The sequence below is a fragment of the Promicromonospora sp. NPDC059942 genome, assembly GCF_042731755.1.
In the GTDB taxonomy this organism is placed as follows: Bacteria; Actinomycetota; Actinomycetes; order Actinomycetales; family Cellulomonadaceae; genus Promicromonospora.
This window is the reverse complement of sequence record NZ_JBHWLR010000004.1, coordinates 172,601-199,109: the sequence shown is the minus strand read 5'-3', so window position 1 is coordinate 199,109 and position 26,509 is coordinate 172,601. Positions and strand designations below refer to the sequence as shown.

General features: G+C 73.4%; 18 protein-coding genes. 14 read left to right on the top strand and 4 right to left on the bottom strand.

The genetic code is table 11. The features are described from left to right. The first annotated feature begins 2 nt into the window (after positions 1-2). The 3 genes from ACFV9Q_RS08185 (at position 3) to ACFV9Q_RS08175 (ending at position 4,898) form a co-directional block, all read left to right on the top strand. Positions 3-782 (top strand): Poxvirus protein I5, encoded by a 780-nt coding sequence (locus ACFV9Q_RS08185; protein WP_377233982.1) that lies wholly within the window; start codon positions 3-5, stop codon positions 780-782. Positions 783-893: 111 nt separating this feature from the next. After that, complete coding sequence (locus tag ACFV9Q_RS08180) at positions 894-3,362, top strand: rhamnogalacturonan lyase (RefSeq protein WP_377233981.1); 2,469 nt, start codon at positions 894-896, stop codon at positions 3,360-3,362. Positions 3,363-3,578: 216 nt separating this feature from the next. Continuing rightward, a complete protein-coding gene (locus tag ACFV9Q_RS08175) occupies positions 3,579-4,898 on the top strand; it encodes a serine hydrolase domain-containing protein (protein ID WP_377233980.1) in 1,320 nt (439 codons plus the stop codon). Positions 4,899-4,976: 78 nt separating this feature from the next. On the opposite strand, the gene ACFV9Q_RS08170 is transcribed toward ACFV9Q_RS08175, so the two are convergent. After that, entirely contained in the window at positions 4,977-5,999 is a 1,023-nt protein-coding gene (locus ACFV9Q_RS08170; protein WP_377233979.1) for a LacI family DNA-binding transcriptional regulator, read from the bottom strand. A gap of 69 nt (positions 6,000-6,068) precedes the next feature. On the opposite strand from ACFV9Q_RS08170, the gene ACFV9Q_RS08165 reads away from it, so the two are divergent. Beyond that, a complete protein-coding gene (locus ACFV9Q_RS08165; protein WP_377233978.1) occupies positions 6,069-6,446 on the top strand; it encodes an L-rhamnose mutarotase in 378 nt (125 codons plus the stop codon). A 267-nt stretch (positions 6,447-6,713) separates the two neighbouring features. Here ACFV9Q_RS08165 and ACFV9Q_RS08160 read toward each other — a convergent pair whose 3' ends face one another. Continuing rightward, a complete protein-coding gene (locus ACFV9Q_RS08160) occupies positions 6,714-8,159 on the bottom strand; it encodes an APC family permease (RefSeq protein WP_377230047.1) in 1,446 nt (481 codons plus the stop codon). Between the two features lie 231 nt (positions 8,160-8,390). Between ACFV9Q_RS08160 and ACFV9Q_RS08155 the strand changes: the two genes are divergently transcribed. From ACFV9Q_RS08155 to ACFV9Q_RS08120, 8 genes are all read left to right on the top strand, one after another. Continuing rightward, positions 8,391-9,911, top strand: a complete 1,521-nt coding sequence (locus tag ACFV9Q_RS08155) for a sugar ABC transporter ATP-binding protein (protein WP_377233977.1) — start codon at positions 8,391-8,393, stop codon at positions 9,909-9,911. After that, entirely contained in the window at positions 9,908-10,933 is a 1,026-nt protein-coding gene (locus ACFV9Q_RS08150) for an ABC transporter permease (protein ID WP_377233976.1), read from the top strand. The genes ACFV9Q_RS08155 and ACFV9Q_RS08150 overlap by 4 nt, the downstream gene beginning before the upstream one ends. Then, positions 10,930-11,925 carry an ABC transporter permease gene (locus tag ACFV9Q_RS08145; RefSeq protein ID WP_377233975.1) on the top strand — a complete coding sequence of 332 codons (996 nt, stop codon included), beginning with the start codon at positions 10,930-10,932 and terminating at the stop codon, positions 11,923-11,925. The genes ACFV9Q_RS08150 and ACFV9Q_RS08145 overlap by 4 nt, the downstream gene beginning before the upstream one ends. Before the next feature lie 11 nt (positions 11,926-11,936). Next, positions 11,937-12,968 (top strand): rhamnose ABC transporter substrate-binding protein, encoded by a 1,032-nt coding sequence (gene rhaS / locus ACFV9Q_RS08140; RefSeq protein WP_377230051.1) that lies wholly within the window; start codon positions 11,937-11,939, stop codon positions 12,966-12,968. A 370-nt stretch (positions 12,969-13,338) separates the two neighbouring features. After that, a complete protein-coding gene (locus tag ACFV9Q_RS08135) occupies positions 13,339-15,276 on the top strand; it encodes an N-acetylmuramoyl-L-alanine amidase (protein WP_377233974.1) in 1,938 nt (645 codons plus the stop codon). A gap of 150 nt (positions 15,277-15,426) precedes the next feature. Then, a complete protein-coding gene (rhaI, locus tag ACFV9Q_RS08130) occupies positions 15,427-16,602 on the top strand; it encodes an L-rhamnose isomerase (RefSeq protein ID WP_377233973.1) in 1,176 nt (391 codons plus the stop codon). Then, the gene (locus ACFV9Q_RS08125) at positions 16,599-18,689 is read left to right on the top strand and encodes a bifunctional aldolase/short-chain dehydrogenase (RefSeq protein WP_377233972.1); all 2,091 of its coding nucleotides are present in this window, start codon (positions 16,599-16,601) and stop codon (positions 18,687-18,689) included. Before rhaI ends, ACFV9Q_RS08125 begins: the two co-directional genes overlap by 4 nt. Then, positions 18,686-20,224, top strand: coding sequence for a rhamnulokinase family protein (locus ACFV9Q_RS08120; RefSeq protein ID WP_377233971.1), 1,539 nt, complete (start codon positions 18,686-18,688; stop codon positions 20,222-20,224). The genes ACFV9Q_RS08125 and ACFV9Q_RS08120 overlap by 4 nt, the downstream gene beginning before the upstream one ends. Positions 20,225-20,338: 114 nt before the next feature. Here the strand turns inward: ACFV9Q_RS08120 and ACFV9Q_RS08115 are convergent, their stop codons facing one another. Continuing rightward, positions 20,339-21,424 carry a LacI family DNA-binding transcriptional regulator gene (locus tag ACFV9Q_RS08115; RefSeq protein WP_377233970.1) on the bottom strand — a complete coding sequence of 362 codons (1,086 nt, stop codon included), beginning with the start codon at positions 21,422-21,424 and terminating at the stop codon, positions 20,339-20,341. After that, positions 21,421-23,313, bottom strand: coding sequence for a heparinase II/III family protein (locus ACFV9Q_RS08110; RefSeq protein ID WP_377233969.1), 1,893 nt, complete (start codon positions 23,311-23,313; stop codon positions 21,421-21,423). Before ACFV9Q_RS08110 ends, ACFV9Q_RS08115 begins: the two co-directional genes overlap by 4 nt. Positions 23,314-23,486: 173 nt before the next feature. On the opposite strand from ACFV9Q_RS08110, the gene ACFV9Q_RS08105 reads away from it, so the two are divergent. Continuing rightward, positions 23,487-24,509, top strand: a complete 1,023-nt coding sequence (locus tag ACFV9Q_RS08105; protein ID WP_377233968.1) for a hydroxyacid dehydrogenase — start codon at positions 23,487-23,489, stop codon at positions 24,507-24,509. Then, a complete protein-coding gene (locus ACFV9Q_RS08100; protein WP_377233967.1) occupies positions 24,506-26,500 on the top strand; it encodes a DUF2264 domain-containing protein in 1,995 nt (664 codons plus the stop codon). Before ACFV9Q_RS08105 ends, ACFV9Q_RS08100 begins: the two co-directional genes overlap by 4 nt. The last annotated feature ends 9 nt before the right edge of the window (positions 26,501-26,509 follow it).

Here is a 26,509-nt window from a genome sequence, read left to right as displayed (position 1 = left end):
CCGTGAGCGCACAGGAGGAGGCCGACGGGTCCGCCGCGCCGCCGGCCCGCGGACGCCGCCAGGCCGGCGAGGGCTGGTTCCCCCTGCTGGGGGAGACGCTGCTGACCGGGCTGCTCGTGCTCGCCGGCAGCCTGGCCGTGGTGACCGCCCCGGCGGCGCTCGCCGCGGGGGCCGCGCACCTGCGGCGGCACCTCGGCGGGTACGACACCTCGGTCCGCTCGTTCTGGCGGGACTGGGTCGCGGCCGTGCGCGGGCTGTGGGTGCTGGGCGTGCTGGTCCTGGGGGTGGCGGTCGTGGTGGTCGTCAACTCCGGGCTGACGGCGTCCGGCGCGCTGCCGGGCGCGTCCGCCGTGCGCTGGGTGACGTGGGCGGCCGCGGCCTGCGCCGCGGTGGTCCTGGTCCGCACGACGGCGGCGTGGTCGGACGGCGGCGCGGGGGCGGACAGCAGTGCCGGGAGTACGGCTGGGGCGGGCGCCGGGTCCGGCCCCGGGGCGGACGGCGGCGCCGCACTGGGTGCTGGCGCCGGGAGCACGGCCAGGGCCGGGAACGGCGCGGACGACGGGAGTGCTGCCGGCGCCGGTGCCGTCTGGCGGCTGCTGGCCCGCGGCGCGGCGCGCTCTCGTGACGACCTGGTGGGTTCGGCGCTGCTGCTGGCGGCGCTCGTGATGTGCGTGGTGCTCGTGTGGATGTTGACGCCGCTCGTCGTCGTGACGGGTGGCCTGCTCAGCCTGGCGGCGGTCGCCGTCGAGACCCGGCGCGCGCTGCCGCGCCAGGTCGACTGAAAGTGCGCCTCTACCCCGCCATTGGGCCCGAAACCGAGCTGTTTTCGGGCCCAATGGCGGGGTAGAAGCGCACGTCTTCGTGAGATCGAGAATTCAGAGAGGAATTCGACAATGATCCCGAGAACCATCCGGACCGGAGCCGTGCTGGCGACGGCACTCAGCCTCGGTTTGAGCGGGGTCGGGGCCGTGGCGTTCGCGGCCACCGCCTCGACCGCCGTCCCGGCCAGCACCCTGACGACGGTCCCGGCCGCACGACCGGCCACTACCGACGCGGCCACCACTGACGCGACCGCCACTGACGCGACTACCACCGACTCGGCCGCCACCGACTCGACCACCGCCCAGGGCGACCCCACCGCCCAGGGCGGGCGGCCGCCGTCGGGCACCGGAAAGCCGGGCATCAAGATCACCGAGAAGCTCGGCCGCGGCCTCGTGGCCGCCTCGACCAGCGAGGGCGTGTTCCTGAGCTGGCGGCTGCTCGCGCCCGAGGTCACCGGCCACACCGACGCCGGGCTGAAGGGCCCGGGCTTCGCGGTGTACCGCGACGGGCGGCGGATCGCGACGGTCACGGGCGCGACCAACTACCTCGACGCCGCGGGCACGGCGGACGCCCGGTACCGCGTCGTGCCGCTGAGCGGCCCGAACAAGGGCCGGGCGGCCCAGGCCGACGTGTGGGGCGACGGACATCTGGACATTCCCCTGAACAAGCCGGCCGACGGCGTCACGCCCGCCGGCGAGGCGTACACGTACCGGGCCAACGACGCGTCGGTCGCGGACCTCGACGGCGACGGCGACTACGAGGTCGTCGTGAAGTGGGACCCGTCCAACTCCAAGGACGTGTCCCAGGTGGGCTACACGGGCAACGTCTACCTCGACGCCTACGAGCTGGACGGCACGCAGCTCTGGCGCATCGACCTGGGCGTGAACATCCGCGCCGGCGCGCACTACACGCAGTTCCCCGTCTACGACTATGACGGCGACGGCCGCGCCGAGCTCATGGTCAAGACCGCCCCCGGCACGCGGGTGACCACGTACCGGGACGGGAAGCCTGCCGGGCAGCGCTACGTGCCGATCGCGAAGGACGACCGCGCGGCCGGGGTGCGGGACACCGACGACTACCGGATGTCCGCCGGGGACTACTACGAGCACCTCGTGGACACGTTCCGCGGCTGGTCCACGCGCCCGGAGGTCGTCTCCGGGGAGTGGCCCGCCACGCTGGAGGAGGCGTGGGGCATCGACGCGCGGTGGACCTACCCGCTGTCCGACGCCGACGCCCGCGCCGCCGTCGACCACTTCATCGACGTCTACGCGCCGTCCCGCTCGACGCGCAACCAGCTCCGGCTCTTCGAGGGCTTCGTGATCAGCGGCCCGGAGTACCTCACCGTCTTCGACGGGCTCAGCGGGCGGCCCATGGAGACCGTCGACTACGAGCCCGGCCGCACCGACGATGGGCTGCGCTGGGGCGACTACGCGATGGCGCGCATCGAGCCCGGCAACCGGGTGGACCGCTTCCTGTCGGGGGTCGCGTACCTGTCCGAGGGCAGGGCCAGCGCCATCTTCGCGCGTGGCTACTACACCCGCTCGACCGTCGCGGCGTACGACTGGAACGGAAAGCACCTGACCCGGCGCTGGCTCGCGGACTCGGGCTGGACGCCCATGTCCAACCCGTTCAACGACAGCCCGCACGGCGTGCCGGGCACCTCGCCCGAGTGGGGCAGCATGACCACGCAGGGCTTCCACTCGCTGTCGGCGGCCGACGTCGACGGGGACGGCCGGCAGGAGATCGTCTACGGCTCCGCGACGCTCGACGACGACGGCTCGCTCCTGTACTCCTCGTTCGACACCCTGCCGGACGGCTCCGCGAACCCCGGGGCGACCGCGGGTCTCGGGCACGGCGACGCCATGCACGTGACCGACATCGACCCGGACCGGCCGGGGCTGGAGATCTGGACCGCGCACGAGGGCGCCACGTGGGCGCCCTACGGCTCGGCGATGCGCTCGGCCGAGGACGGCGAGGTGCTGTTCGGGCAGTACTCCGGGCGGGACACCGGCCGCTCGATGATCGGCGACGTGCTGCCCGACGTGCCGGGCATCGAGGTGTGGGCGTCCATGCCGGACGGCACCCTCGGGTCTGGCACGCTGAGCGCCACGGGTGAGCAGGTGTCGACGTCGACGATGGGGACCAACCAGTCCGTGCGGTGGGCCGGCGACGGCACCACGCAGATCGTGGACGGCGCAGACCCCGCGGTGCCGACGATCAAGGACTGGTCGCGCGGCGTCGTCGCGACCCTGGACGGGACGCTGACCAACAACGGCACCAAGGGCAACCCGTCGCTCGTGGCCGACGTGCTGGGCGACTGGCGCGAGGAGGTGCTGGTGCGCACCACGGACTCGACCGCGCTGCGGCTGTTCACCACGACCGAGCCGAGCGGCATCGCGCTGTACACGCTCATGCAGGACCCGCAGTACCGCGTCGAGGTGGCGCGGCAGCAGACGACGTACAACCAGCCGTCGTACCCGAGCTTCTACCTGGCCTCGGACACGAACTGGTCAAAGGTGCCGGTCCCGGGCCGCCCCTGAGGGTAGGCGCAGCCTGACTTCGGTCGGTTGCCTTGAGGTCGGTCCGTCGATGGACCGATCTCAAGGCAACCGACCGATCTCGCGTGCCTGCCGGCCCCCACCTCAGGAGGTCCCTCCTGGGGTGGAGGGGATGTCCAGGATGTCCTTCGTGCGGGGGATCCGTCTTTCGCCCGGTCCCAGCAGACTGACGGGGTGCCGAGACGAAGGAGCATCCCCATGAATGCACACCGCCGAGTCAGAGCAGCCCTGGGCGTGGTGGTCGCCGGAGCGCTGCCGCTCACCGGTGCTGGCATTGCGACGACGGCGTCCGCGACCGCGGTGCCCGCGACGCCCGCGGTGACCACGGAGCCCGCCGCACCGGCGCTGGGCGTGGACGCCGCGGCCGCGATCGACGACCCGCTGGCGCTGTCCCGCCAGCTCCAGGACGCGGCCGAGCAGGCCGCCTCCGCGCCGACCGCCCGCGCGCGGACGACCACCGACGCCGGCATCCGCCGTGAGCTCGACCGGGCCGTCGCCGGCCTGGTGGACGACGGCGCCGTCGCCGTCACCGCGCGCGTCGAGACGCCGGACCTGACCTGGGCGGGCGCGGACGGCGTCCGCGAGCTCGGGGGCCACGCGCGCGCCCGGGCCGACGACTCGTTCCGCGTGGCGAGCAACACCAAGCCCATGATCGCGACGCTCGTGATGCAGGAGATTGAGAAGGGCACCTGGACGCTGGACACGAGCGTCGAGGACGTGCTGCCCGGCGCCCTGCCGCGGGACGTGACGATCGAGCAGCTGCTCAGCCACACCTCGGGCGCCCCGACGGCGTCGGAGTACCTGATCCTGGACAAGATGCAGGACCCGGCCGACATCGACGAGTACTTCGAGGTGCTGGGCGAGCACTACTCGGAGGGCGACCACGTCCGGGCCGCGCACACCGCGCCGTGGATGCTGGAGCCGGGTACCGGCTTCTCCTACTCCAACGCCGGCTTCGTGACGCTCGGCATGATGCTGGAGAAGGTGAACCGGACCGACCTCGACGAGCTCCTGGAGGAGCGCGTGTTCGAGCCGGCCGGCATGCGCCGCAGCGACTACCCCGAGACGCCGCAGAAGCGCGGGCCGTTCCTGCACGACGCCGCGTACACCGGCGCCGACGGCGCGGGCTGGTACTCGATCGCGCACTTCGACCCGACGCTGTTCCGGGCGGCAGGGGCCGTGACCAGCACGACGAAGGACCTTGCGGCCTTCAACGAGGCCCTGGTCACCGGTGAGCTCGTCGCGCCGGAGACCGTGACCGACATGCTGACCCCGCGCAGTGCCGAGCTGATCGAGTACGGCCTCGGCACGTACCGCCTGCCCGACCCGTGCGTGCCCGGCGAGTACCTGTACGGGCACGACGGCGCGAGCTTCGGCGCGCTGAGCGTCAACTTCACCTCGCTCGACGCCGAGCGGCAGATCGCCCTGGGCGTGACCGGGCGCAACTTCACGGCGGACCCGGAGGCCCTGTACGACCTCAACGAGCTGCTGGTCCCGATGTTCGAGGCGACCTGCTGACCTGAACCCGACGATGCGTCGGACCCTCAGGTCCCTCGGGGCCTGAGGGTCTGACACGTCGGGGCTGCGCCCGCGTCGTCAGCCCACCGAGGAGCTGGAGCCGCGCACCACCAGCGTGGGCTGGAACATCACGTGCTCGGCCGCGGCGTCGGGACCGTCGAGCAGGAGGTCGGCGGCGCGGACCCCGATCTCGTGGGTCGGCTGGCGCACGGACGTCAGGGGCGTGGACAGCTCGGCGGCGAACGCGACGTCGTCGTACCCCACCACCGCGACGTCAGCGGGGACGGCGATGTTCTCCGTGCGGAGCGTGCGCAGCACGCCCAGCGCGACCAGGTCGTTGACGCAGAAGACGGCGGTGGGCCGGTCGCCCGACGCCAGCAGGCCGCGGATCGCGGCCTCGCCGCCCTCGGCGTTGAGGCTGGACACCGTGACCTCCACGAGCGCGGTCGCCGGGTCCAGCCCGGCCGCGACCAGCTCCTTGACCACGCCCTCGTACCGGTCGGCGCACTGCCGGATCGTGTGCGGGCCGTTGAGGAACGCGATGCGCGTGTGCCCCTCGTCGAGCAGGTGCCGGGCGGCGAGCTCGCCGCCGCGCACGTCGTCGACGGCCACGGACGAGATGCTCGGGTCGGACGACGGGCGGTCCAGCAGCACCACCCCGGTGCCGCGGCGGCGCACCGCCAGGAGGTGCTCGATGTCGTCGGTGGCCGGCACCACCATGACGCCCTGCACGCCGTGCTCCTCGAACAGGCGCAGGTAGCGCTGCTCGCGGTCGGGCTTGTCGTCCGACGACGCGACCATCAGCGTGAAGTCGTCCTGGTCCAGGCGCTGCTCGATACCCCGCGCGACGTCGGTGAAGAACGGGTTGGCGATGTCCAGCACGATGGCGCCGACGGTGGTGATGGTGCCCGCGCGCAGCTGCCGGGCGGAGCCGTTGCGCACGAAGCTCAGCTCGTCGATCGCGGCCTCGACCCGTTCGCGCGTGCCCGGCAGCACCCGCTCGGGGCGGTTGAGCACGTTGGACACCGTGCCGACGGAGACGCCGGCGGCGCGGGCGACGTCGGCGATGGATGCTCGGCGGTGAGCGGCCGGCTGGGTCATGGAGCGCCTCCTTGCTTCGGGCTACATTATGAACCGATTCATGGCGCTGGTGGTCGAGGAGGACCGGACATGTCGAGCAACACGGCGGGCGCACGCGTCTGCTTCACGTCGCGGGTGCGCGCGGACCGGCTGGACGAGTACCGGGTGGCCCACGCCGCCGTCTGGCCGGAGATGCTCCGCGCCCTGCGCGACACGGGCTGGCGGGACTACCACCTGTTCCTGCGCGACGACGGCCTGCTGGTCGGGATCCTCGTGACCGACGACTACGAGGCGGCGCAGCGCGGGATGGCCGCGACCGAGGTCAACGCGCGCTGGCAGGCGGCGATGTCGGGCTTCTTCGTCGACGAGGGCAACCCGGACGACGGCTTCGTGCTGCTCGACGAGGTGTTCCACCTGGAGGCCCAGCTCGCGGCCCTCCCGGACGACGCCGAGTCCGGCGACCTCTGACCCGTCGGACGGCCCCGCCGTCACTCCCCTTTGAGGCCCGGGTTTCTTCGCTCTGGACGGCTCCAGAGCGAAAAAACCCGGGCCCCAAAAGGGAGTCGGTTGGCCCCGCCGCGGTGTCCCCACATTCGCCCGGGTTTTGCTCTTTCCCCCAGGGATGGTTCGAATCCCCCGTTTTCTCCCCCCGGGCCTGCCCCAAGCCAAAGAAACCCGGGCCTCAAAGGGGAGGCGGTGAGTGAGGCCGAGTGACGCCGAGCGGGGCCCAGCCCGCTAGTTGACGCCGCCCTCCCGCTCGTTGAGGGCCTCGATGTCGGCGATCGCGCTGCGTTGCCCGACCAGCCGGTTGGTGATCCACGTCAGGAGCCACAGCACGAGCCCGATGCCGAGCAGCCAGCCGGCGATCGTGTAGGTGAGCGGGTCGCGCCCGGTCCACGGCCCGACGAAGAACGCGCAGGCGAGCGCGCCGACGACCGGCAGGACCGTCGGCGCCACGAAGTGCCTGCGGCCGATCGGGTCGCGCCGCAGCACCAGCACGCAGACGTTGACGATGGCGAACACGCCCAGGAGCAGGAGGGCCGTGGTGTCGCCGAGCGCCGCGACGACGTCGTTGTCCGGGTCCCGGCTGACGAAGTAGATCAGGCCGAAGGAGATCGCCGTGGTGACGAGGATGGCCACCCACGGCGTCTGCCGCCGCACCCCCACCCGCCCCAGCACGCCGGGCAGCACGTTCTGCTTGGCCATGCCGTACAGCAGGCGGCTGGCCATGAGCATGTTGATGAGCGCCGAGTTGGCCACGGCGAACATCGAGATGAACGGGAGGATGTCGCCCGCCGGGATGCCCGGCGCCGCGGTCTCGACCACGGTCACCAGCGGTGTGTCGCTCTCCGCCAGGATGCCGACCGGGACGATCGCGACGGCGAACAGGGAGACGAGCACGTAGATGACGCCGGTGATGCCGATGCCGGTGATCATCATCTTGGGGAAGTTCCGGACCGGGTCGTGCGTCTCCTCGGCCATGTTCACGGAGTCCTCGAAGCCGACCATCGCGAAGAAGGCGAGGGCGGTCGCGGCCGTCACGGCGAAGAAGGCGCCCTTGTCGTTCGGGTCCTCGAACACGATGGTCCGGGAGAAGTCGACCTCGCCGGCGAACGCGGCGTAGAAGCCGATGAGGATCACGAGCAGCAGGCCGGACAGCTCGACGAGGGTCAGGAAGATGTTCGCCTTGACGCTCTCGCCCACGCCGCGCAGGTTCACGGCCGCGACCACGCCCATGAAGACCAGCGCGACGGTGATGACGAGCGTCGCGTTCTCGGCGTCCAGCCCGAAGCCCACCGCGAGGTTCGAGGCGAACGCCCGGGACGCCGTGGACGCGGACGTGATGCCGGAGCACATGACGGTGTAGCAGACCATGAAGGTGAGCAGGTGCACCCCGAACGCCTTGTGCGTGTAGAGCGCCGCGCCGGCCGCCCGGGGGTACTTGGTCACCAGCTCCAGGTACGAGAAGGCGGTGATGAGCGCGATGGCGAAGGCGACGATGAAGGGCGCCCACGCGGCGCCGCCCACCTGCGCGGCCACCTTGCCGGTGAGCGCGTAGATACCGGTGCCGAGGATGTCGCCCACGATGAAGAGCAGGAGGAGCTTGGGCCCCATCACCCGCTTGAGCTCGGTCGGTTCCTCGCCGCGAGCTGCGCGCTCCTCGGCCGTTGGCTGGCTCATGCTGTCGCCTCCGTTCTGAGGCGGCACGTCCTCGGGCCACCTCCGTACGCCGCGGGCAGTGTGCACCCCTGATCGCTAAAGGGTTCCGTAAGGGGCACAACTCGGCAACGGACGCGCCGCAACTTCTTGACGCTCTGACCTGGCAGGTCTATCTTCCGAAGTATCTGTTTGAACGATTCAAACGCCAGATACCGGTCAATGCCGACCGCCCGCACATCTCGACGGAGAGACATGCAGAACGCCGCACCGACGCTGCGCCTGGAGGGGGTCGCCAAGTCCTTCGGGCCGGTGGCCGCGCTCCGATCGGGCACCCTCGTGGTGCAGCCCGGCAGCATCCACGCCCTGGTCGGGGAGAACGGCGCGGGCAAGTCCACGCTGGTCAAGATCGTGGGCGGCGTGCACCGCCGCGACGCGGGCGTGGTCGAGCTCGACGGCGAGCCCGTGGACTTCACCGGTCCCGCCGAGGCCAAGGCGGCCGGCGTCGCCGTCATCCACCAGGAGCCCGCGAGCTTCCCCGACCTGACGGTCACCGAGAACATCTACCTCGGCCGCGAGCCGCTGGGCCGGTTCCGCCGCATCGACCGGCGCGCCATGCGCGCGGGGGCGCGCGAGCTGTTCCGGGACCTCGGCGTGGACCTCGACCCGGACCGTCCCGCGGAGGGCCTGTCCATCGCGGACCAGCAGATCGTCGAGATCGCCAAGGCGATCTCCCTGGACGCCCGGCTCCTGGTCATGGACGAGCCGACGGCGGCGCTCAGCGCCGTCGAGGTGCGCCGCCTGTTCGCCGTCGCCCGCGGGCTGCGCGACGCCGGCCGCGCCGTCGTCTTCATCTCGCACCGCCTCGACGAGGTCGCGGACCTCTGCGACACCGTCACCGTGATGCGCGACGGCGAGCACGTCTCGACCGACCCCGTCGCGGACGTGACGGCCGACGAGCTGGTGCGGCGCATGGTCGGCCGCGCCGTCTCCGACCTGTACCCCAAGGTCCCGAGCACGCCCGGCGACGTGGTGCTCCGCGTCGAGGGGCTGCAGTCCACCGGCACCTTCCACGACGTGTCCTTCGAGGTGCGGGCGGGCGAGATCGTCGGCCTGGCGGGCCTGGTCGGGGCCGGGCGCAGCGAGATCGCCCGCGCCGTGTTCGGCGTCGACCGGTACGACGCCGGCCGCGTCACCGTGGGTGGGCGGGCGCTGCGGCCGGGCGACCCGACCGCGGCCATCGCCGCGGGCCTCGCCCTGGTCCCCGAGGACCGGCGGCTGGAGGGCCTGGTCACCGAGTCCTCCGTGGCGCGCAACGTCTCCGCCGTCTCCCGGCGCCGCCTGGCCCGCCTGGGCATCCTGCTGCCCGACGCCGAGGCGCGCCTCGCGCGCGACTGGTCCGGCCGGCTGGCGGTGAAGGCCGGGGCGCTCGACGCCGTGGCCACCACCATGAGCGGCGGCAACCAGCAGAAGGTCGTGCTCGCGAAGTGGCTGGCCACGGGCCCCAAGGTGCTGATCGTCGACGAGCCCACCCGCGGCATCGACGTGGGCACCAAGGCCGAGGTGCACCGGCTCCTGTCCACCCTGGCCGCCGAGGGGCTGGCGGTCCTGATGATCTCCTCCGAGCTGCCCGAGGTGCTGGGCATGGCCGACCGCGTCCTCGTGGTCCGCGAGGGGCGGATCGTCGCGGCGCTGGACCGGGCGGAGGCCACGCCCGAGACCGTGATGCGCGCCGCGACGCCGGGCGCGTCGTCCGAGCGGGGTGACGCCGCATGAGCGCCCTGCTGCGCCGGCGCGAGGCCGGCATCGCCCTGGCCCTCCTCGTCGTGATCGGCGTGACCACCGCGATCCAGCCCGGCTTCCTGCTCAGCTCGGGCGGCTGGCGGGACCTGCTGCTCACCCCCGCGATCCTCGTGGTGCTCGCCGTGGGCCAGGCGGTGGTGGTCATCACCCGCAACGTCGACCTCTCCGTGGGGTCGATGCTCGGCCTCACCGCCTACCTGGCCGGCCGGCTGTTCATCGACGTGCCGGACCTGCCGATCGTCGTGGTGGCGCTGGTCGCCGTCGCGGCCGGGGCGGCCCTGGGCCTGGTCAACGGCGCGATCGTGGCGTTCGCCCGCGTGCCGGCCCTCGTGATCACGCTCGGCACGCTGTACGTCTACCGCGGCGTGGCCCTGACCTGGGCGGGCAGCGACCGGATCGACGCCGGCGACATGCCGCGCGCGTTCCTCGCCCTGGGCACGCGGCAGGTGCTGGGCATCCCGGTGCTGACCTGGGTCGCCGCCGTCGTGCTGGCCGTCGTCGGCTACTACATGTACACCGCGCGGGGCGGCCGGCAGCTCTACGCGATCGGGTCCGACCCCGACGCCGCCGAGCTGCAGGGCCTGCCCGTCCGGCGGCGGCTGCTCGGGGCGTTCGCCCTGAACGGGGCGCTCGCCGGTCTGGCCGGCGTGATGTTCGCCGCGCGGTACGGCACCGTGTCGTCCGGCGCGGGAGTGGGCCTGGAGCTGCAGGTCGTGGGCGCCGTCGTGGTGGGCGGCGTCGCGATCTTCGGCGGCAGCGGCACCGTCGTCGGGGCGGCCCTCGGCGCGATGCTGCTGCTCACCATCAACCGGGCCCTGCCCGTCGTGGGCATCCCCGACTTCTGGCAGCGCGCCGTGGTGGGCGCGCTCATCATCGGCGCCATCGCGCTGGACCGGGTGCTGGCCCGGCGGCGGTCGCACCGCCTCGCCGCCGAACGAGACACCGGCCAACCCGGCGGAGCCGGCCCGGCCGACCGCGAGGAGGCGACCCCATGAGGACCCACGCCCGCCCGTGGTGGCAGCGCGCGCTGCTCACCCGCGAGATGCTGACGATCCTGATCCTGGTCGCGGCCTGGGTGGTCGCGTCCGCGACCGTCCAGGGCTTCGACGGCCCGCTCACCATCACCTACCTCGTGCTCGACGTCGCCCCCGTGCTGCTCATCGCCCTGCCCATGACGCTGATCATCGGCACGGGCGAGATCGACCTTTCGGTTGCGTCCGTCGTGGGGCTGTCCAGCGTGACCTTCGGGCTGCTGCACCAGGCCGGGTTCGGCCTGTGGGTCGCCCTGCCGGTGTCCGTGCTGCTGGGTGCGGTCTGCGGCGCGATCAACGGGGCGCTCGTCGCGTACGGCGGCCTGCCGTCGCTGGCCGTCACCATCGGCACGCTCGCCCTCTACCGCGGCCTCGCCGTGGGCCTCCTGGGCACCACGGCCGTCACGGACTTCCCCGAGTCCTGGACCGACGGCGCCACCGAGAACCTCGGGGAGTCGCCCTGGCCGGTCATCACCCTCGGCCTGGCCCTGATGATCGGCGTCTTCGCGGTGCTGCTGCACGCGACGCCGTTCGGCCGGAACGTGCTGGACATCGGCCGCAGCAGCGAGGCCGCCCGGTTCTCCGGCGTCGACGTCAAGCGGACCCTCCTGATCCTGTTCGTGCTGTCCGGGGCGGTCTCGGCGCTCGCGGGCGTCTACTACACGCTCCGCTACGGCAGTGCCCGCGGCGACAACGCGACCGGCCTGGAGCTGCAGGTCGTGGCGGCGGTGCTGCTGGGCGGGGTGTCCATCTTCGGCGGACGCGGCGCGATCCACGGCGTGGTCGCGGGCGTGCTGCTCATCGGCGTGCTCAGCAGTGCCCTCCGGCTGGAGGGGGTCACCGTCAACGTCATCAACATCGTGATCGGCACGGCGCTCGTCGTGTCGGTGGTCGCGCCGCGCATCGCGGGCGGCCTCAGGGTCCGACGGCGTCCGGCGGTCGGGCAAGGAAGCTAGGGAGACGAACGATGAGGTTCACATCTGTGCTCGCGGCCGGCACGGCCGCTGTGCTGGCGGTCGGGCTGGCCGCCTGTGGTTCCGGCGGCGACGGCGGGGGCGGTGACGCCAGCGGCGACGGTGGCGGCGGCGACGTCACGATCACCATGCTGCCCAAGAATCTCGGCAACCCGTACTTCGAGGCGTCCACCGCGGGCGCCGAGGAGGCCGCCGGCGAGCTGGGGGCCACCGTCGACGAGGTGGGGCCGGACACGGCGTCGCCCGACTCGCAGGTGCCGTTCATCAACACCGCCGCCCAGCAGGGCGTGAGCGCGCTGGTGATCTCGGCCAACGACCCGACGGCGATCGGCGACGCGCTCGACGAGGCACGGTCGGCGGGCACCAAGGTGGTCACGTTCGACTCCGACACCGAGCCGCAGTACCGCGACCTGTTCGTCAACCAGGCCTCGGCCGAGGGCATCGCGGACAAGCAGCTCGAGCTCATCTCCGACCAGATCGGCGGCAAGGGCGAGATCGCGATCCTCTCGGCGTCGGCCAACGCGACCAACCAGAACGCGTGGATCAAGATCATGGAGGAGAAGCTGGCCTCCGACTACCCGGACATCAAGCTCGTCGAGACCGCCTATGGTGACGACGACGACCAGACGTCGTTCGACAAGACGGCGGCGCTGCTCCAGTCGCACCCGGACCTCAAGGGGATCGTGTCGCCCACCACGGTGGGCATCGCGGCGGCGGCGCGCTACGTGTCGACGTCCGAGTACAAGGGCAAGGTCGCGGTCACCGGTCTCGGCACGCCCAACCAGATGCGCGAGTACGTCGACGACGGCACCGTCGAGGCGTTCGCGCTGTGGAACCCGACCGACCTGGGTTACCTGGCGACGGAGGCCGCCGCGGCCCTGGTGGCGGGCGACATCACGGGCGAGGAGGGCGACACCTTCGAGGCCGGCCGGCTCGGTGAGTACACCGTGGGGGCCGACGGCGAGGTGCTGCTCGGCGAGCCGTTCGTCTTCGACAAGAGCAACATCGACGACTTCGACTTCTGACCCTCGCCCGGGTCCGGCCGGGCTCCCCTTTGAGGCCCGGGTTACTCCTCTTTGCGACTGTTCAAAGCGGAGCAACCCGGGCCTCAAAGGGGAGTTGGGGCTGCCCACTGCGACTACCACGCCCGCTCGTGACCACCGGGTGATCCAGGCGGTGTTCAGGGAAAGATCACCCGCTCCACAGGGGTGAAAAGAGGCGCCGTCCTGCCTGGTCACCACTAACGTCGGCCTGTTCTTCGCGTCAGCTGCGCCCCGCGCGGCCGGCGCGTTTCGATGCGAGGAGGACACAGTGGTTCGGCACGCGGCAGCACCGACATCCCGAACGAAGCAGGGCCCCCGGCACGGCGCCGGCAGGACGACGCTCGCCGGGAGCGTGGTGGGCAGAACGCTCATCCTCGGCGTGGCGCCGGCGATGGTGCTCGGCGGCGCGCTGGCCCCGGCCGCGACGGCGCTGACGACGCAGCCGTCCCTGGAGCCCGAGGGCATCGCCGCCCCCGCGGACTCCGCGCTGCCCGACGCCGGCACCACGGCCGCGCAGGTCGAGAAGGTCGAGGTGGCCGCGACCCCGGTCGAGGAGACCGCCGTCGTCGACGACGTCACGGGTGCGGACCCCGAGCCGGCCGCCGAGGCCGGGACGGCGGCGGACGGCGCCGTGGTGCTGGACACCGCCGACGCCGACGGCCGGATCGCCGGCGCCATCGAGGTGCCCGAGGGGTTCCAGACGGTCGGGCTGTCGTGGCCGGCCGAGATCGACCACGTCGTCCCCGAGATGCAGGTGCGCACCCGGGCCGCCGACGGGACCTGGAGCGACTGGAGCCACCTGGAGAAGTCCACGGACGACGCCGACGGCGGCTCCGCCGTCGTGACGTCCGCGCCGGTGTACGTGGGCGAGGCGGACGCCGTGCAGCTCGCGACGGTGGACGAGGCCGCGCAGTTCCCGGAGGGCGTGGAGCTCAGCCTGGTCTCGTCGGCGCAGGTCACCACGGCCGCGGCGACGACGTCGGGCACGGTCGCGGCGTCGACCGCGACGGCAGGACCCACGATCATCACGCGCGAGGAGTGGGGTGCCGCGCCGCGCTGCCTCGAGCCCGGCACCGGCCCCACCTGGTTCCCCGCCGAGGGCGGCCTCAAGGCCGCCGCCGTGCACCACACGGTGAACCCGAACGACTACGCCACCGTGGCCGAGGCCATGCAGGCGATCCGCAACGACCAGGCGTACCACCAGCAGACGCACGGCTGGTGCGACATCGGCTACAACTTCCTGGTCGACAAGTGGGGCAACATCTACGAGGGCGCCGACGGCAGCATCGAGGAGCCGATCATCGGCGCCCACACCGGCGGCTTCAACACCGGCACGGTCGGCGTCGCGATGATCGGCACCTACACGACGGCGGCGGGCGTGAAGCCGACGACCGCCCAGCGGGACGGCGTGGCCAAGATCATCGGCAGCAGGCTCGCGCAGTACGACGTCAACCCGGACGAGACGACGGTGCTCACCGCGGCCGGCCACACCGACGGCGGCCGCTACGACGCGGGCGACCAGGTGACGCTTCAGCGGGTCTTCGGCCACCGCGACACGCACCAGACCGAGTGCCCGGGCGAGCTCGCCTACCCGCTGCTGGCGGGTATCCAGGACCAGGCGGCCGTGTACGCGAAGCAGTACGCCGAGGTGGACGAGCAGTCCAAGAACTTCGTGCAGGCGATGTACCAGGACTACCTGGGCCGGGCGGCCACCGAGGCCGACATCGAGAGCTGGTCCTACCGGGTGTCGGTGGACGGGCCGGGCGCGCTGGCCGACGGCATGGCCAAGTCGGACAACTACCGCAAGCTCCGCATCTCCCAGGCGTTCCAGGCGACCCTCGGCTACACGCCGTCGACGACCCAGACGGCCAACTACCTCTCCATGGTGAAGAAGAAGACGCGGACGATCGACGAGATCGAGCCGTACCTGATGGGTACCTCGACGTATTACAAGCACGTGGGCGGCACCGACGCCAAGTACGTGACCGCGCTGTACCAGCACATCCTGCACCGGCCGCCGACGTCGGACCAGCTCAAGCACTGGATGCCGCGGCTGAACACCCTCGGGCGCGCGGGCGTGGTCCAGGCGCTCTGGGACAACCCGCAGGCCGTGCGGTTCCGCGTGATCGCCACCTACGAGCACTTCCTGGGCGCGCCGCCCACCACCGCGCAGGCCGACGTCTGGGTCAACCGGCTCACGAAGGCCGGTACCACCGAGGACGAGTCCACGCTGCGCCGCGCGATCGTGGTGACCACGAAGTACCTGGCCGCGGCTGACGCGCGGTACTGACGGGTCGGGCAGCCCGGGTGGTCGGTAGTTGACGAACTGCCGACCACCCGCCTCTGCCCTTGCGCCTTGACCCTTGGGCGGGTGGGGAATAGGCTCGTAATGAATCGTTTCAAGGTGCGCACGAAGGCGTGCGCGGAGAGGGAGGACGCCATGGCGGCATCCACACGTGTCGAGGCGGCCAGGTCCGCGCTCCGGCAGCAGACGATCGAGCTGCCGTCCTGGGCCTTCGGCAACTCGGGCACGAGGTTCAAGGTCTTCAGCCAGCCGGGCGTGCCGCGTGACCCGTTCGAGAAGATCGCCGACGCCGCCCAGGTGCACCGGTACACCGGCGTGGCCCCGCGCGTCAGCCTGCACATCCCCTGGGACCTGGTCGACGACTTCGAGGCGCTCGCCCGGCACGCCGCGGACCTCGGCGTTCAGATCGGCATGATCAACTCCAACGTCTTCCAGGACGAGGACTTCATGCTGGGCTCGCTCGCCCACCCCGACCCGCGGGTGCGCGCCAAGGCCGTGGACCACCACAAGCAGTGCATCGACGTCATGCGCGCCACGGGGTCCAAGGACCTCAAGGTCTGGCTGTCGGACGGCCTCAACTACCCCGGCCAGGACTCGATCCGGGCCCGGCAGGACCGGATCGCCGAGTCGCTGGCCGAGATCTACGCCGCGCTCGACGACGACCAGCACATGGTGCTCGAGTACAAGTTCTTCGAGCCGGCCTTCTACGTCACCGACGTGCCGGACTGGGGCACCTCCCTGCTGCACGTCCTGGCGCTCGGCGACCGGGCGAAGGTCGTGCTGGACACGGGCCACCACGCGCCCGGCACCAACATCGAGTTCATCGTGGCGCAGCTCCTGCGCCAGGGCCGGCTCGGCGCCTTCGACTTCAACAGCCGGTTCTACGCCGACGACGACCTCATGGTCGGCGCCGCGGACCCCTTCCAGCTCTTCCGGATCATGCACGAGATCGTGTCCGCCGGGGCGCACGCCCCGGACAGCGGCGTGAACTTCATGCTCGACCAGTGCCACAACATCGAGCCGAAGATCCCCGCCCAGATCCGGTCGGTCATGAACGTCCAGGAAGCGACGGCGAAGGCGCTGCTCGTCGACGTCGAGGCGCTGGAGGCGGCACAGCGCGCGGGCGACGTGCTCGGCGCGCACGGCGTGCTCATGGACGCGTACGACACCGACGTCCGGCCGCTCGTGGCGCAGGTGCGCGAGGAGATGGGGCTGGACCCGAACCCGACCGCGGCCTTCGCGGCGTCGGGCTATGCCGAGAAGATCGCGAGCGAGCGCGTCGGTGGCGCGCAGGCGGGATGGGGAGCATGAACGACGTCAGCGGAGCCGGCGTGGTCGAGGACGGCGTGGTCGAGGACCTGGTGGGCCGGTCGAACCGGCTGGGCTCCGACCCCCGGGTGACCAACTACGCGGGCGGCAACACCTCCGCGAAGGGCACCGCCACCGACCCGGTCACCGGCGAGCCCGTGGAACTGCTGTGGGTCAAGGGCTCCGGCGGCGACCTCGGCACGCTCACCGAGCAGGGCCTGGCCGTGCTGCGGCTGGACCGGATGCGCGCCCTCGTGGACGTGTACCCGGGCGAGGAGCGCGAGGACGAGATGGTCGCCGCGTTCGACTACTGCCTGCACGGCAAGGGCGGCGCGGCGCCGTCGATCGACACCGCGATGCACGGCCTGGTCGACGCGCCCCACGTGGACCACCTGCACCCCGACGCCGGCATCGCGATCGCGGCGGCCGCCGACGGCGAGAAGCTGACCGCCGAGATCTTCGGCGACGAGGTCGTGTGGGTGCCGTGGCGCCGTCCGGGCTTCCAGCTCGGCCTCGACATCGCGGCGATCAAGGCCGCCAACCCGCAGGCCGTCGGCTGCATCCTGGGCGGCCACGGCATCACCGCGTGGGGGGACACGTCGGCCGAGGCCGAGGAGCGCTCGCTCGCGATCATCCGGAAGGCCGAGGAGTTCATCGCGGCCCGCGCCGCGGCACGGGAGGCCCACGCCTTCGGCGCGGTCCGCCCCGGCTACGAGCCGCTGCCCGACGCCGAGCGGCGGGCCCGGGCCGCCGCGCTCGCGCCGGTGATCCGGGGGCTGGCCAGCATCGACGCGCCGCAGGTGGGCCACTTCACCGACTCGGAGCCCGTGCTGGACTTCGTCGCGCGCGAGCGGCTCGTGCCCCTGGCCGAGCTCGGCACGAGCTGCCCCGACCACTTCCTCCGCACCAAGGTGAAGCCGCTGGTCGTCGACGTCCCGACGTCGGCGACGGTCGAGGAGACCGTGACCGCGCTGCGGGCCGCGCACGAGGCCTACCGCGCCGACTACGCCGCCTACTACGAGCGCGGCGCCGCCGTGGCCCGGGCCCGCGGCGAGGAGCCGCCCGCGATGCGCGGCGCAGACCCGGCGATCGTGCTGGTCCCGGGCGTGGGCATGTTCTCGTACGGCCGGAACAAGCAGACGGCGCGGGTGGCCGGCGAGTTCTACGTCAACGCGATCAACGTGATGCGCGGCGCGGAGACCGTCTCCACCTACGCGCCCATCGCGGAGGCCGAGAAGTTCCGCATCGAGTACTGGGCGCTGGAGGAGGCCAAGCTGCGGCGCATGCCGGCGCCCAAGCCGCTGGCGACCCGGGTCGCCCTGGTGACCGGGGCGGCGTCGGGCATCGGCAAGGCGATCGCGACGCGGCTGGCGGCCGAGGGCGCGTGCGTCGTGGTCGCGGACCTCGACCTGGAGAAGGCGACGGCCGCGGCGGCGGAGCTCGGGTCGGCGGACGTCGCGGTGGGCGTGGCCGCGGACGTGTCCTCCGAGGCGGCCGTGCGGGCGGCGGTCCAGGAGGCCGTGCTGGCGTTCGGCGGGGTGGACCTCGTGGTCAACAACGCCGGGCTGTCGCTGTCGCGGTCGCTGTTCGAGACCACCGAGGCCGACTGGGACCTCCAGCACAACGTGATGGCCAAGGGCTCGTTCCTCGTTTCTCGTGAGACGGCGCGGGTGCTGGTGGACCAGGGCATGGGCGGCGACATCGTCTACATCTCGTCCAAGAACTCGGTGTTCGCCGGGCCGAACAACATCGCCTACTCGGCGACCAAGGCCGACCAGGCGCACCAGGTGCGCCTGCTCGCGGCCGAGCTCGGGCAGTACGGCATCCGCGTGAACGGCGTGAACCCGGACGGCGTGGTGCGCGGGTCCGGCATCTTCGCGTCCGGCTGGGGCGCCAACCGCGCGGCGGTCTACGGGGTGCCCGAGGAGAAGCTCGGCGAGTTCTACGCCCAGCGCACCCTGCTCAAGCGCGAGGTGCTGCCGGAGAACGTCGCGAACGCCGTGTTCGCGCTGTGCACCTCCGACTTCTCGCACACGACGGGCCTGCACGTGCCGGTGGACGCGGGCGTGGCAGCGGCGTTCCTGCGGTGAGCGACGCGGTGGGCACGGCCGGGTTCGTCGCGGTCGACCTGGGCGCGACCAGCGGCCGGGTGATGCTCGGGGTGGTGCTCGGGGCGGCCGGGCCGAGTTCGGGCCCGGCCGCGCCGGGGCCGAGCGTCGAGCTCGTCGAGTGCGGCCGGTTCCCGAACGGGCCGCGGACGGACGAGCACGGCGCCCTGCGCTGGGACGTCGACGGGCTGTGGCGCGGGATCCTGGACGGGCTGCGGGCCGCGGGCGACCTCGCGCGGGAGCGCGGCGTCGAGATCCGGGGGATCGGCGTGGACGCGTGGGCCGTGGACCACGCGTTCCTCGACGACGCCGGTGACCTGGTCGCGGACCCGTTCTGCTACCGCGACGCCCGCACGGACGGTGTGGCCGACGACGTGTACCGGCACGTCCCGTTCGCCGACCACTACGCGATCAACGGGCTGCAGCACCTGCAGTTCACCACGGAGTTCCAGCTCGTCGCGGGGGTCTCGACCGGGGTCGGCGCCGGCGTCGGCGGCGAGGAGTGGGCGCGGGCCCGGCACCTGCTGCTGGTGCCCGACCTGATCGCCTACCGGCTCACCGGCCGACGGGTCGCCGAGGTGACCAACGCGTCCACCACGGGGCTGCTCGACGCCCGCTCGCGTACCTGGTCGGGCGAGCTCCTGGACCGGCTCGGGACGGAGTACCCCGGCCTCGCGGACCTGCGGGACCGGCTGCCGGAGCTCGTCGAGCCCGGCACCGTCGTCGGGCACCTCCTGCCCGAGGTGCGCGCGGCGACCGGGCTCGGCGAGGTGCCGGTGCTCGCCGTCGCCTCGCACGACACGGCGTCCGCCGTGGCGGCCACGCCGCTGGGGGCCGCCGGCGCGTACGTCTCGTCGGGCACGTGGTCGCTGGTCGGGCTGGAGCTGCCCGCGCCCGTGCTCACCGAGGCGAGCCGCGCGGCGAACTTCACCAACGAGCTCGGCCTCGACGGGACCGTGCGCTACCTGCGCAACGTCATGGGCCTGTGGGTGCTGGACGAGTGCGTCCGGGCGTGGGCGCAGGACGACGGCGCGCCCGTCGACCTCCCCGGCCTCCTCGCGGCGGCCGAGGTCGAGCCCGGCGGCCGGTGTCTGGTCGACGTGGACGGCGACGAGTTCCTCGCCCCGGGTGACATGCCGCGCCGGGTGTCGGACGCCGTCGCGCGCCTCGGCGTGGACCTCCCGGCCACGCGGCCCGCCCTCGTCCGGGTGGTCCTCGACAGCCTCGCGGCCGCCTCGGCGCGGGCGGTCTCGAACGCGTCGGCGCTGGCCGGCGTGGTCGTGGACACCGTGCACGTGGTGGGCGGTGGCTCGCGGAACGAGCTGCTGTGCCGGCTCACCGCCGAGGCGACCGGACTGCCCGTGGTCGCCGGGCCGGTCGAGGCGACGGCGCTCGGGAACGTGCTGGTGCAGGCCCGCGCCGTCGGGGTGCTGTCGGGCGACCTGACGGCGCTGCGCGACGTCGTGCGCGCGAGCGTCACGCTGCGCCGCTACGAGCCTGGGCTCGGGAGAAGCTGACTTCCACCCGGGTGCGTAACGGAGACGGAGCAGCGCTACGTCTCCGTTACCCACTCGGCGGAGTGACGTTCGCGCCGGGACGCCGCCCGTGATTCCGCCGGACGCCGTCCGGGGTCAGCCCGCGCTCGACGCGCGGACGATCAGCCGGGGGCTGAGCTCGATCCGGTGCACCGGGCGGTCGGGGTCCGCGAGCCGGTGCGTCAGCAGCTCCACCGCCCGCGCGCCGATCGCGGCCTTTGGCGGGCTCACCGCGGTGAGCGGCGGGTCGGCCAGGGCGGCCACCTCGTCGTCGTAGGCGACCACCGCGAGGTCCGCGGGCACCCGCACGCCGCGTTCCCGCGCCAGCTCCACGAGCGAGATCGCCTCCCGGTCGGAGTGCACCAGCACCGCCGTCACGCCCGTCTCCGCGCACCGGTCCAGCACGGACGCGGCGTCGGCGGCCCACGTGGCGTCGCCCAGCGGCGCCGTCTCCAGGTCGAGCACCACGTCGAACGCCAGGTCCTCCGCGGCCGCGAGGAACCCGCGGCGGACGGCGGCCGAGTGCGGGCTGGTCCGCGACGTCACCAGGCCCACCTGCCGGTGCCCGCGCTCCGCGAGGTGGCGCGCCGCCGTGCCCGAGCCGAGCGCGTGGTCGGTCGCGACCGACTCCAGGGGCTCGCGGTACGGGCCGCCCACCAGGCGCCGCTCCATGAGCACCACCGGCAGGTCCAGGCCGGCGAGCCAGTCGCCCAGCTCGGTGGCGTCAGGCCCGGAGGCGGGCGGCGCGACGAGCAGGCCGTCGACGCCGGGGCCGCCGTCGTCCCCGACGAGCGCCGCGAGCTGGTGCCGGATCTGGTCCACGTCATAGGACCCGCCGCGCAGGATCAGCCGGGCCGAGCCGTCGGCGGCGCCGCGCGCGCCGCGGATCACCTCGGGCCAGTAGTAGTCGAGCGACGGCACGACGACGCCGATGGTTGGCTGCCCGGCGTCGGCGGCGTCCTCGACGTCCTGCCGCCCGGCCGTGCGGGCCGGGATCCGGGCGCCGCCGTGCACCTTCTCCAGCGCGCCGTCCATGACGAGCACGGCGAGATCGCGCCGCACCGTCACGGGCGTCACGCCGAGCACGCGCGACAGGTCGCTCACGCGTGCCGAACCCGTCTCCCGCACCCGCGCGATCAGGCGCGCCCGACGCTCGCTCGGGAGCGGCGCTTCCTGCGTCATGCAACCTCCTGCGATCCCGACCCGGTGGGTCTCATGGTGACCCGGAACGCGCCCGACGGCGCCTCTGCGCGCGCCGTGAGTCGCAACCGGGTCAGGTGTTCACCCCATACGGCGGCCAGCTCGGGGTCGTCCAGCGCGCGCACGTCGAGCTCGGCGTCGACGTCCGCGACGTCCCAGGTGAGGGCGAGCGTACGGCCGGGCGGCCCGTCCGGGGTATCGTCCGGCGCGAACCGGACGACCGCCCGGCCCGGCGTGAGCGTCACGTCGCCGGCGAGCAGCCAGTGCCACGCCGTCGGACCGTCGGGTGTGCCGGGCTCCGACGGGGAGAACCGCCAGGAGTCCTCGACGGTCACGGTCTCGGCGTCGGGGTCCAGCCGCACGTCCCGCCACCAGTGCTCCAGCCCCGGCACCGGATAGGCCCCGGCCAGCTCGACCCGCGCCCGCCAGCCCGGAGCCGCCCCGGCGTCCGCTCCGTCGTCCGCCACCTCGAAGGCACCCGCCGCATACTGTGGGCCCGGGGCCTGCTCCACCCCGCGGACCCGCGGGACGTTGTGCCAGTCGCCCCGGACCACCCACAGGTCGTACCGGTCCGGCCCGAAGGTGCCCGCGCGGTAGGTGGGCTTGCCCGCGTCCACGACGACGGGCACGCCGTCGAGCGCCACGATCACCGAGCCGACGTCCACGTGGTTGTGGTTCTCGTCGTTGTGCCCGCCCTTGACCGACACCGCGACGCCGCGCGCCGACCCGGGCGCGGAGCGCGCCACCGCGATGCCCGTCGCCGGGAACACGGACCGCCCCACCAGCGGCGGCGCGGCGGCGGGGGCGTCCGCCCAGGAGCCGGTCAGCAGGCCCACGGCGCGCGGCAGGGAGGCGCGCTCGTCGAACAGCCCGCCGGGCCGTCCGCGGTAGGACGCCGCGTGCTGTGCCGCCGCGTCGTCGCCCACCCGCTGCGCCCAGGCGTGCACGACGTTCCAGGGCCAGGTCGCGAGCGGCCGCGCGGCGCCGTCGGCCACGTTGACGTACCAGTCGCCGCCCAGGTGCATCGCGTGCGGGAACGCCACGGTCGCGCGGATCCGGTCCAGCGCCTCGGGGGCCGGCTCGATCCCCGCGGACGCGAGCAGGTCCTGCGCCTCCAGGGCCCGCGCGGCGCCCTGCCACCAGTAGTGGTAGCCCTCGTCGACGCCGCCGTCGTCGGGCAGGGACGCCCAGTACGCCGCGATGCCCTCGGCGACGAGCGCGGAGGTGGCGCTGCGCTGGTCCGGGTCCTCCTCCAGCGCGAGGTTGGCGGCGAGCACGTTGCCCTGGATCCAGGGGCTCCAGTTCATGATCGGGTGGTCGACGCCGAGCCACCACCAGTCGCGCCGTTCCGTGAACGGCCGCAGCACGCGGGTCTGCGCCTCCTGCCGGACGCGCCAGCGCACGCCGGGCGCGCGCTCGTCGAGGGCCGGGCCGAGCAGGTGGTCGACCCACGCGAGCTGCGCGGCCACCTCGCCCGCGCCGAGGTCCAGGTACGGCTCGGTGACGGTGGGCGTGATCCGGCCGAACCGGTCGAACGTGTCGTCGTGCGCGGCCCAGCACCACGAGGACTGCTCGCACAGCAGCAGCACGCCGTCGACCACCTCGTCGACGCGGTCGTCGCTCGGGTCGACGAGGGCCGCGAGCGTGGCTCGGGTCAGCCGCGCCTGCCGGGCCGCGACCTGCGCCTCGTAGACCGTGCGGACGCCGTCGCGGAAGAACCGGGCGTACTGCGAGGCCAGGGGCTGCGGCCAGGGGGCGCCGCGCTCGGCGTCGGCGGCGGCGAGCGTCGGGGCGAGGGCGCCCGCCACGCGCGGCCCGGCCCAGAGGCTGCGGTCCGTGACGTCGGGCGCAGGCAGCGACGGTGCTGTCATGTGCGTATCTCCAATGATCGAAAATGATCGTAGTGCAACTCTTTGCCGAACGCCAGGGGCTTGCCAACGGCCAGGCGGGTGGGCTTCAATGGGCCATCGTTCGATCGTAGGTGATCGGAATTGTTCGTCTGAACGGTCAGGCGGACGCGGACTCGATGGAGAGGAGCGCGGTGGTGCGGCGACCTGAGGCCCTGCTCGTCATGGACGATCGGGCACTGCGTATGCAGTTCGGCCCGGACGAGGACTCCCGGCTGCACGCGATCGCGAGGCTCGGCGAGCCCGCCCGTGTGACCGCGTACGACACCCCGGAGGCGAAGGCCCGGCTGGCCGACGTCGAGGTGCTCCTCACCTCCTGGGGCGCCCCGCGGATCACCGCCGACGTGCTCGACCTCGCGCCGAACCTGCGCGCCGTGCTGCACTGCGCGGGCTCGGTCCGGTCGCTCGTGTCCGACGCCGTCTGGGACCGCGGGCTGCTCGTGACCAACGCGGTGGCCGAGAACGCGCTGCCGGTCGCGGAGTTCACGGTCGCCGCGATCCTGATGGCCGGCAAGAAGGCGCCGTTCCTCGCGAACATCGCCCGCAAGCGCCGCGACGACTGGTCCTACCTGGGCGAGCACGGCGACCTGTCCAACCGCGGCCGGGTCGTCGGCATCGTCGGCTTCTCCCGCACCGGGCGCCAGGTGGTGGCGCGGCTGACCGTGCCGGGCTCCGGCCCCGAGACCCGCGAGATCCTCGTGGCGGACCCGCTCGCGGACCCTGCCGCCGTGGCCGCCGCCGGCGCGCGGCTGGTGCCGCTCGACGAGCTGCTGGCGGCCTCCGACATCGTCTCGCTGCACGCCCCCGACCTGCCCTCGACGCGCAACCTGATCGGCGCGCGCGAGCTCGCCCTGCTGCCCGACGGCGCCACGCTGATCAACACCGCCCGCGGCGCCGTCGTCGACACCACGGCTCTGGAGCGCGCGTGCGAGACCGGACGCATCTACGCGATGCTCGACGTCACCGAGCCCGAGCCGCTGCCGGCGTCGTCGGTGCTGTACGACCTGCCGAACGTCATGATCACCCCGCACATCGCGGGGTCGCTCGGCACGGAGGCGCGCCGGATGACCGCGGCCGCGCTCGACGAGCTGGAGCGGTACGCGCGGGGCGTGGCGTCCCGCAGCGCCGTGACGCGCGAGGACATGGAGTTCGTCGCATGACCCACCACATCTCCGTCCCGGCCGGCGCGGGCGCGTCCGGCCCCGAGGCTCGCGCCTGGCTCGCGGCGTACGCCGACCGGCTGCTGGCCGCCGTCGAGCCGTACGCCTCGCCGAGCGGCTCGCTCATCACCCTGCCCGGCACGCCGGGCGGGTATGGCACCGCCGTCGACGGCCTGGAGGGCTTCGCCCGCACCTTCCTGCTCGCGGGCTTCCGGCTCGCGGGGGAGGACGGCGCGGACCCGACCGGCCTCGCCGAGCGGTACGCGGCCGGCCTGGCTGCGGGCACCGACCCCGCGCACCCCGAGCGCTGGACCCGGCCCGACGAGCACGGCCAGGCCAAGGTCGAGGCCGCCTCGCTCGCCCTGATCCTCGACCTGACGCGGCCCTGGATCTGGGACCGCATGGAGCCGTCCGCCCAGGAGCACGTGGTCGACTACCTCGGGACCGTGGTGGGCGACGAGGACTACCCGGACAACAACTGGGTCTGGTTCCGGATCGTCGTGGAGACGTTCCTGCGCTCGGTGGGCGGCCCGTTCTCCGCGGACGACGTGGCCCGTGACCTCGCCGCGCACGACCGGTTCCGGCGCCCCGGCGGCTGGTTCGCCGACGGCCCGGAGCGCAGCTTCGACCACTACGCCGGCTGGGCCCTCCACCTGTACCCCGCGCTGTGGGCGCGGATGTCGGGCGCGGCGGAGGTCGCGGCGGCGGCGGGCGACGACCTGGCCGTGCGCTCGGCGTCCGACCGCGAGCACCTGGCCCGCTACCTCGACGACGCCCTGGCGCTCGTGGGGGCCGACGGCTCCCCGCTGCTGCAGGGCCGCAGCCTCACCTACCGCTTCGCGGCGGCCGCACCGTTCTGGGCCGGCGCCGTGTCGGGCGTGGGCCGGCCGGGACAGCTCCGCGAGGCCGCGACGCGCATCGTGCGGCACTTCGCCGACCGCGACGTGCCCGGCGACGACGGCCTGCTGACCCTGGGCTGGCACCACCCGTGGCGCCCCCTCGCGCAGCGGTACAGCGGCACCGGTTCGCCGTACTGGGCGAGCAAGGGCCTCCTGGGCCTGGCGCTGCCCGCCTCCCACGAGGTGTGGACGGCGGCCCCCGAGCCGCTCCCGGTCGACGTCGGCGACGTGCTCACCGTGGCGGCCGCGCCCGGCTGGGCGATCAGCGCCACGCGCGACGACGGCATCGTGCGCGTGATCAACCACGGCACCGACCACGCCCTGCCCGGGTCCGACGGCGGCGACTCGCCCCTGTACGCGCGCCTCGGCTACTCGACCGCGACGTCCCCGCTCCTGGACGAGGACGCCTGGCGCTCCCCGCTCGACCAGTCGGTAGCCCTCCTGACCGCGGGGGGAGAGGCAACCCACCGCACAGGCTTCACCCCCTTCCCCGTTGAGTGCGGGGTATCTGCGCCCTCGGATCGTTCCGACAGCGCAGATACCCAGCACTCAACGGGGTCCGTGGGGCTCGGGTCCGTTGTCGACGCGCACTGGGTCGCGGCCGATCTGGGGGCGCCCGATCACGGGTCCGGGCGGCCCGGGGTCGCCACCGTGGCCGGGCGGGTCACCACCGTCTCGATCGTGCGCGGCGCCTGGGAGGTCCGGCTGGTCCGGGTCGCCGACGACGTCGACGCCAGGGCGACGGCCCTCCGGATCGGCGGCTGGGCCGCCGGCCCCGGCCTCGACTCGACGCTCGTCCCGCTGCTGGGCGACGTCGCGCCGGTCAGCGGCACGGCCACGGCCGACGACGCGACGCCGCTCGCCGGCCCCACGACCACCCCCTGGCTGCGGTACGCCCCGGTGCCGGAGGGCTGGACCGGCGTCGCCGTCCGCCTCGGCCGCACCGCCGACGTCGGCGACGCCGGCGACCAGGACGCACCGACGGCCCCGGCCGCCGCACCGCACCTCGAGCTCGCCGCCGGACAGGCCGTCGTGACCTGGCCGGACGGGGAACGGACCACGGCAGAGCTGCCCACGGCAGACCTGCCCTGACCCCACGCA

Excerpts from the sequence above, each read along its gene's own strand:
- ACFV9Q_RS08125 (WP_377233972.1), top strand. The coding sequence starts at position 16,599 with ATGAACGACGTCAGCGGAGCCGGCGTGGTCGAGGACGGCGTGGTCGAG.
- ACFV9Q_RS08145 (WP_377233975.1), top strand. The coding sequence starts at position 10,930 with ATGAGGACCCACGCCCGCCCGTGGTGGCAGCGCGCGCTGCTCACCCGC.
- ACFV9Q_RS08115 (WP_377233970.1), bottom strand. The coding sequence starts at position 21,424 with ATGACGCAGGAAGCGCCGCTCCCGAGCGAGCGTCGGGCGCGCCTGATC.
- rhaI (WP_377233973.1), top strand. The coding sequence starts at position 15,427 with ATGGCGGCATCCACACGTGTCGAGGCGGCCAGGTCCGCGCTCCGGCAG.
- ACFV9Q_RS08100 (WP_377233967.1), top strand. The coding sequence starts at position 24,506 with ATGACCCACCACATCTCCGTCCCGGCCGGCGCGGGCGCGTCCGGCCCC.
- ACFV9Q_RS08170 (WP_377233979.1), bottom strand. The coding sequence starts at position 5,999 with ATGACCCAGCCGGCCGCTCACCGCCGAGCATCCATCGCCGACGTCGCC.
- rhaS (WP_377230051.1), top strand. The coding sequence starts at position 11,937 with ATGAGGTTCACATCTGTGCTCGCGGCCGGCACGGCCGCTGTGCTGGCG.
- ACFV9Q_RS08160 (WP_377230047.1), bottom strand. The coding sequence starts at position 8,159 with ATGAGCCAGCCAACGGCCGAGGAGCGCGCAGCTCGCGGCGAGGAACCG.
- ACFV9Q_RS08150 (WP_377233976.1), top strand. The coding sequence starts at position 9,908 with ATGAGCGCCCTGCTGCGCCGGCGCGAGGCCGGCATCGCCCTGGCCCTC.
- ACFV9Q_RS08165 (WP_377233978.1), top strand. The coding sequence starts at position 6,069 with ATGTCGAGCAACACGGCGGGCGCACGCGTCTGCTTCACGTCGCGGGTG.
- ACFV9Q_RS08155 (WP_377233977.1), top strand. The coding sequence starts at position 8,391 with ATGCAGAACGCCGCACCGACGCTGCGCCTGGAGGGGGTCGCCAAGTCC.
- ACFV9Q_RS08110 (WP_377233969.1), bottom strand. The coding sequence starts at position 23,313 with ATGACAGCACCGTCGCTGCCTGCGCCCGACGTCACGGACCGCAGCCTC.
- ACFV9Q_RS08180 (WP_377233981.1), top strand. The coding sequence starts at position 894 with ATGATCCCGAGAACCATCCGGACCGGAGCCGTGCTGGCGACGGCACTC.
- ACFV9Q_RS08175 (WP_377233980.1), top strand. The coding sequence starts at position 3,579 with ATGAATGCACACCGCCGAGTCAGAGCAGCCCTGGGCGTGGTGGTCGCC.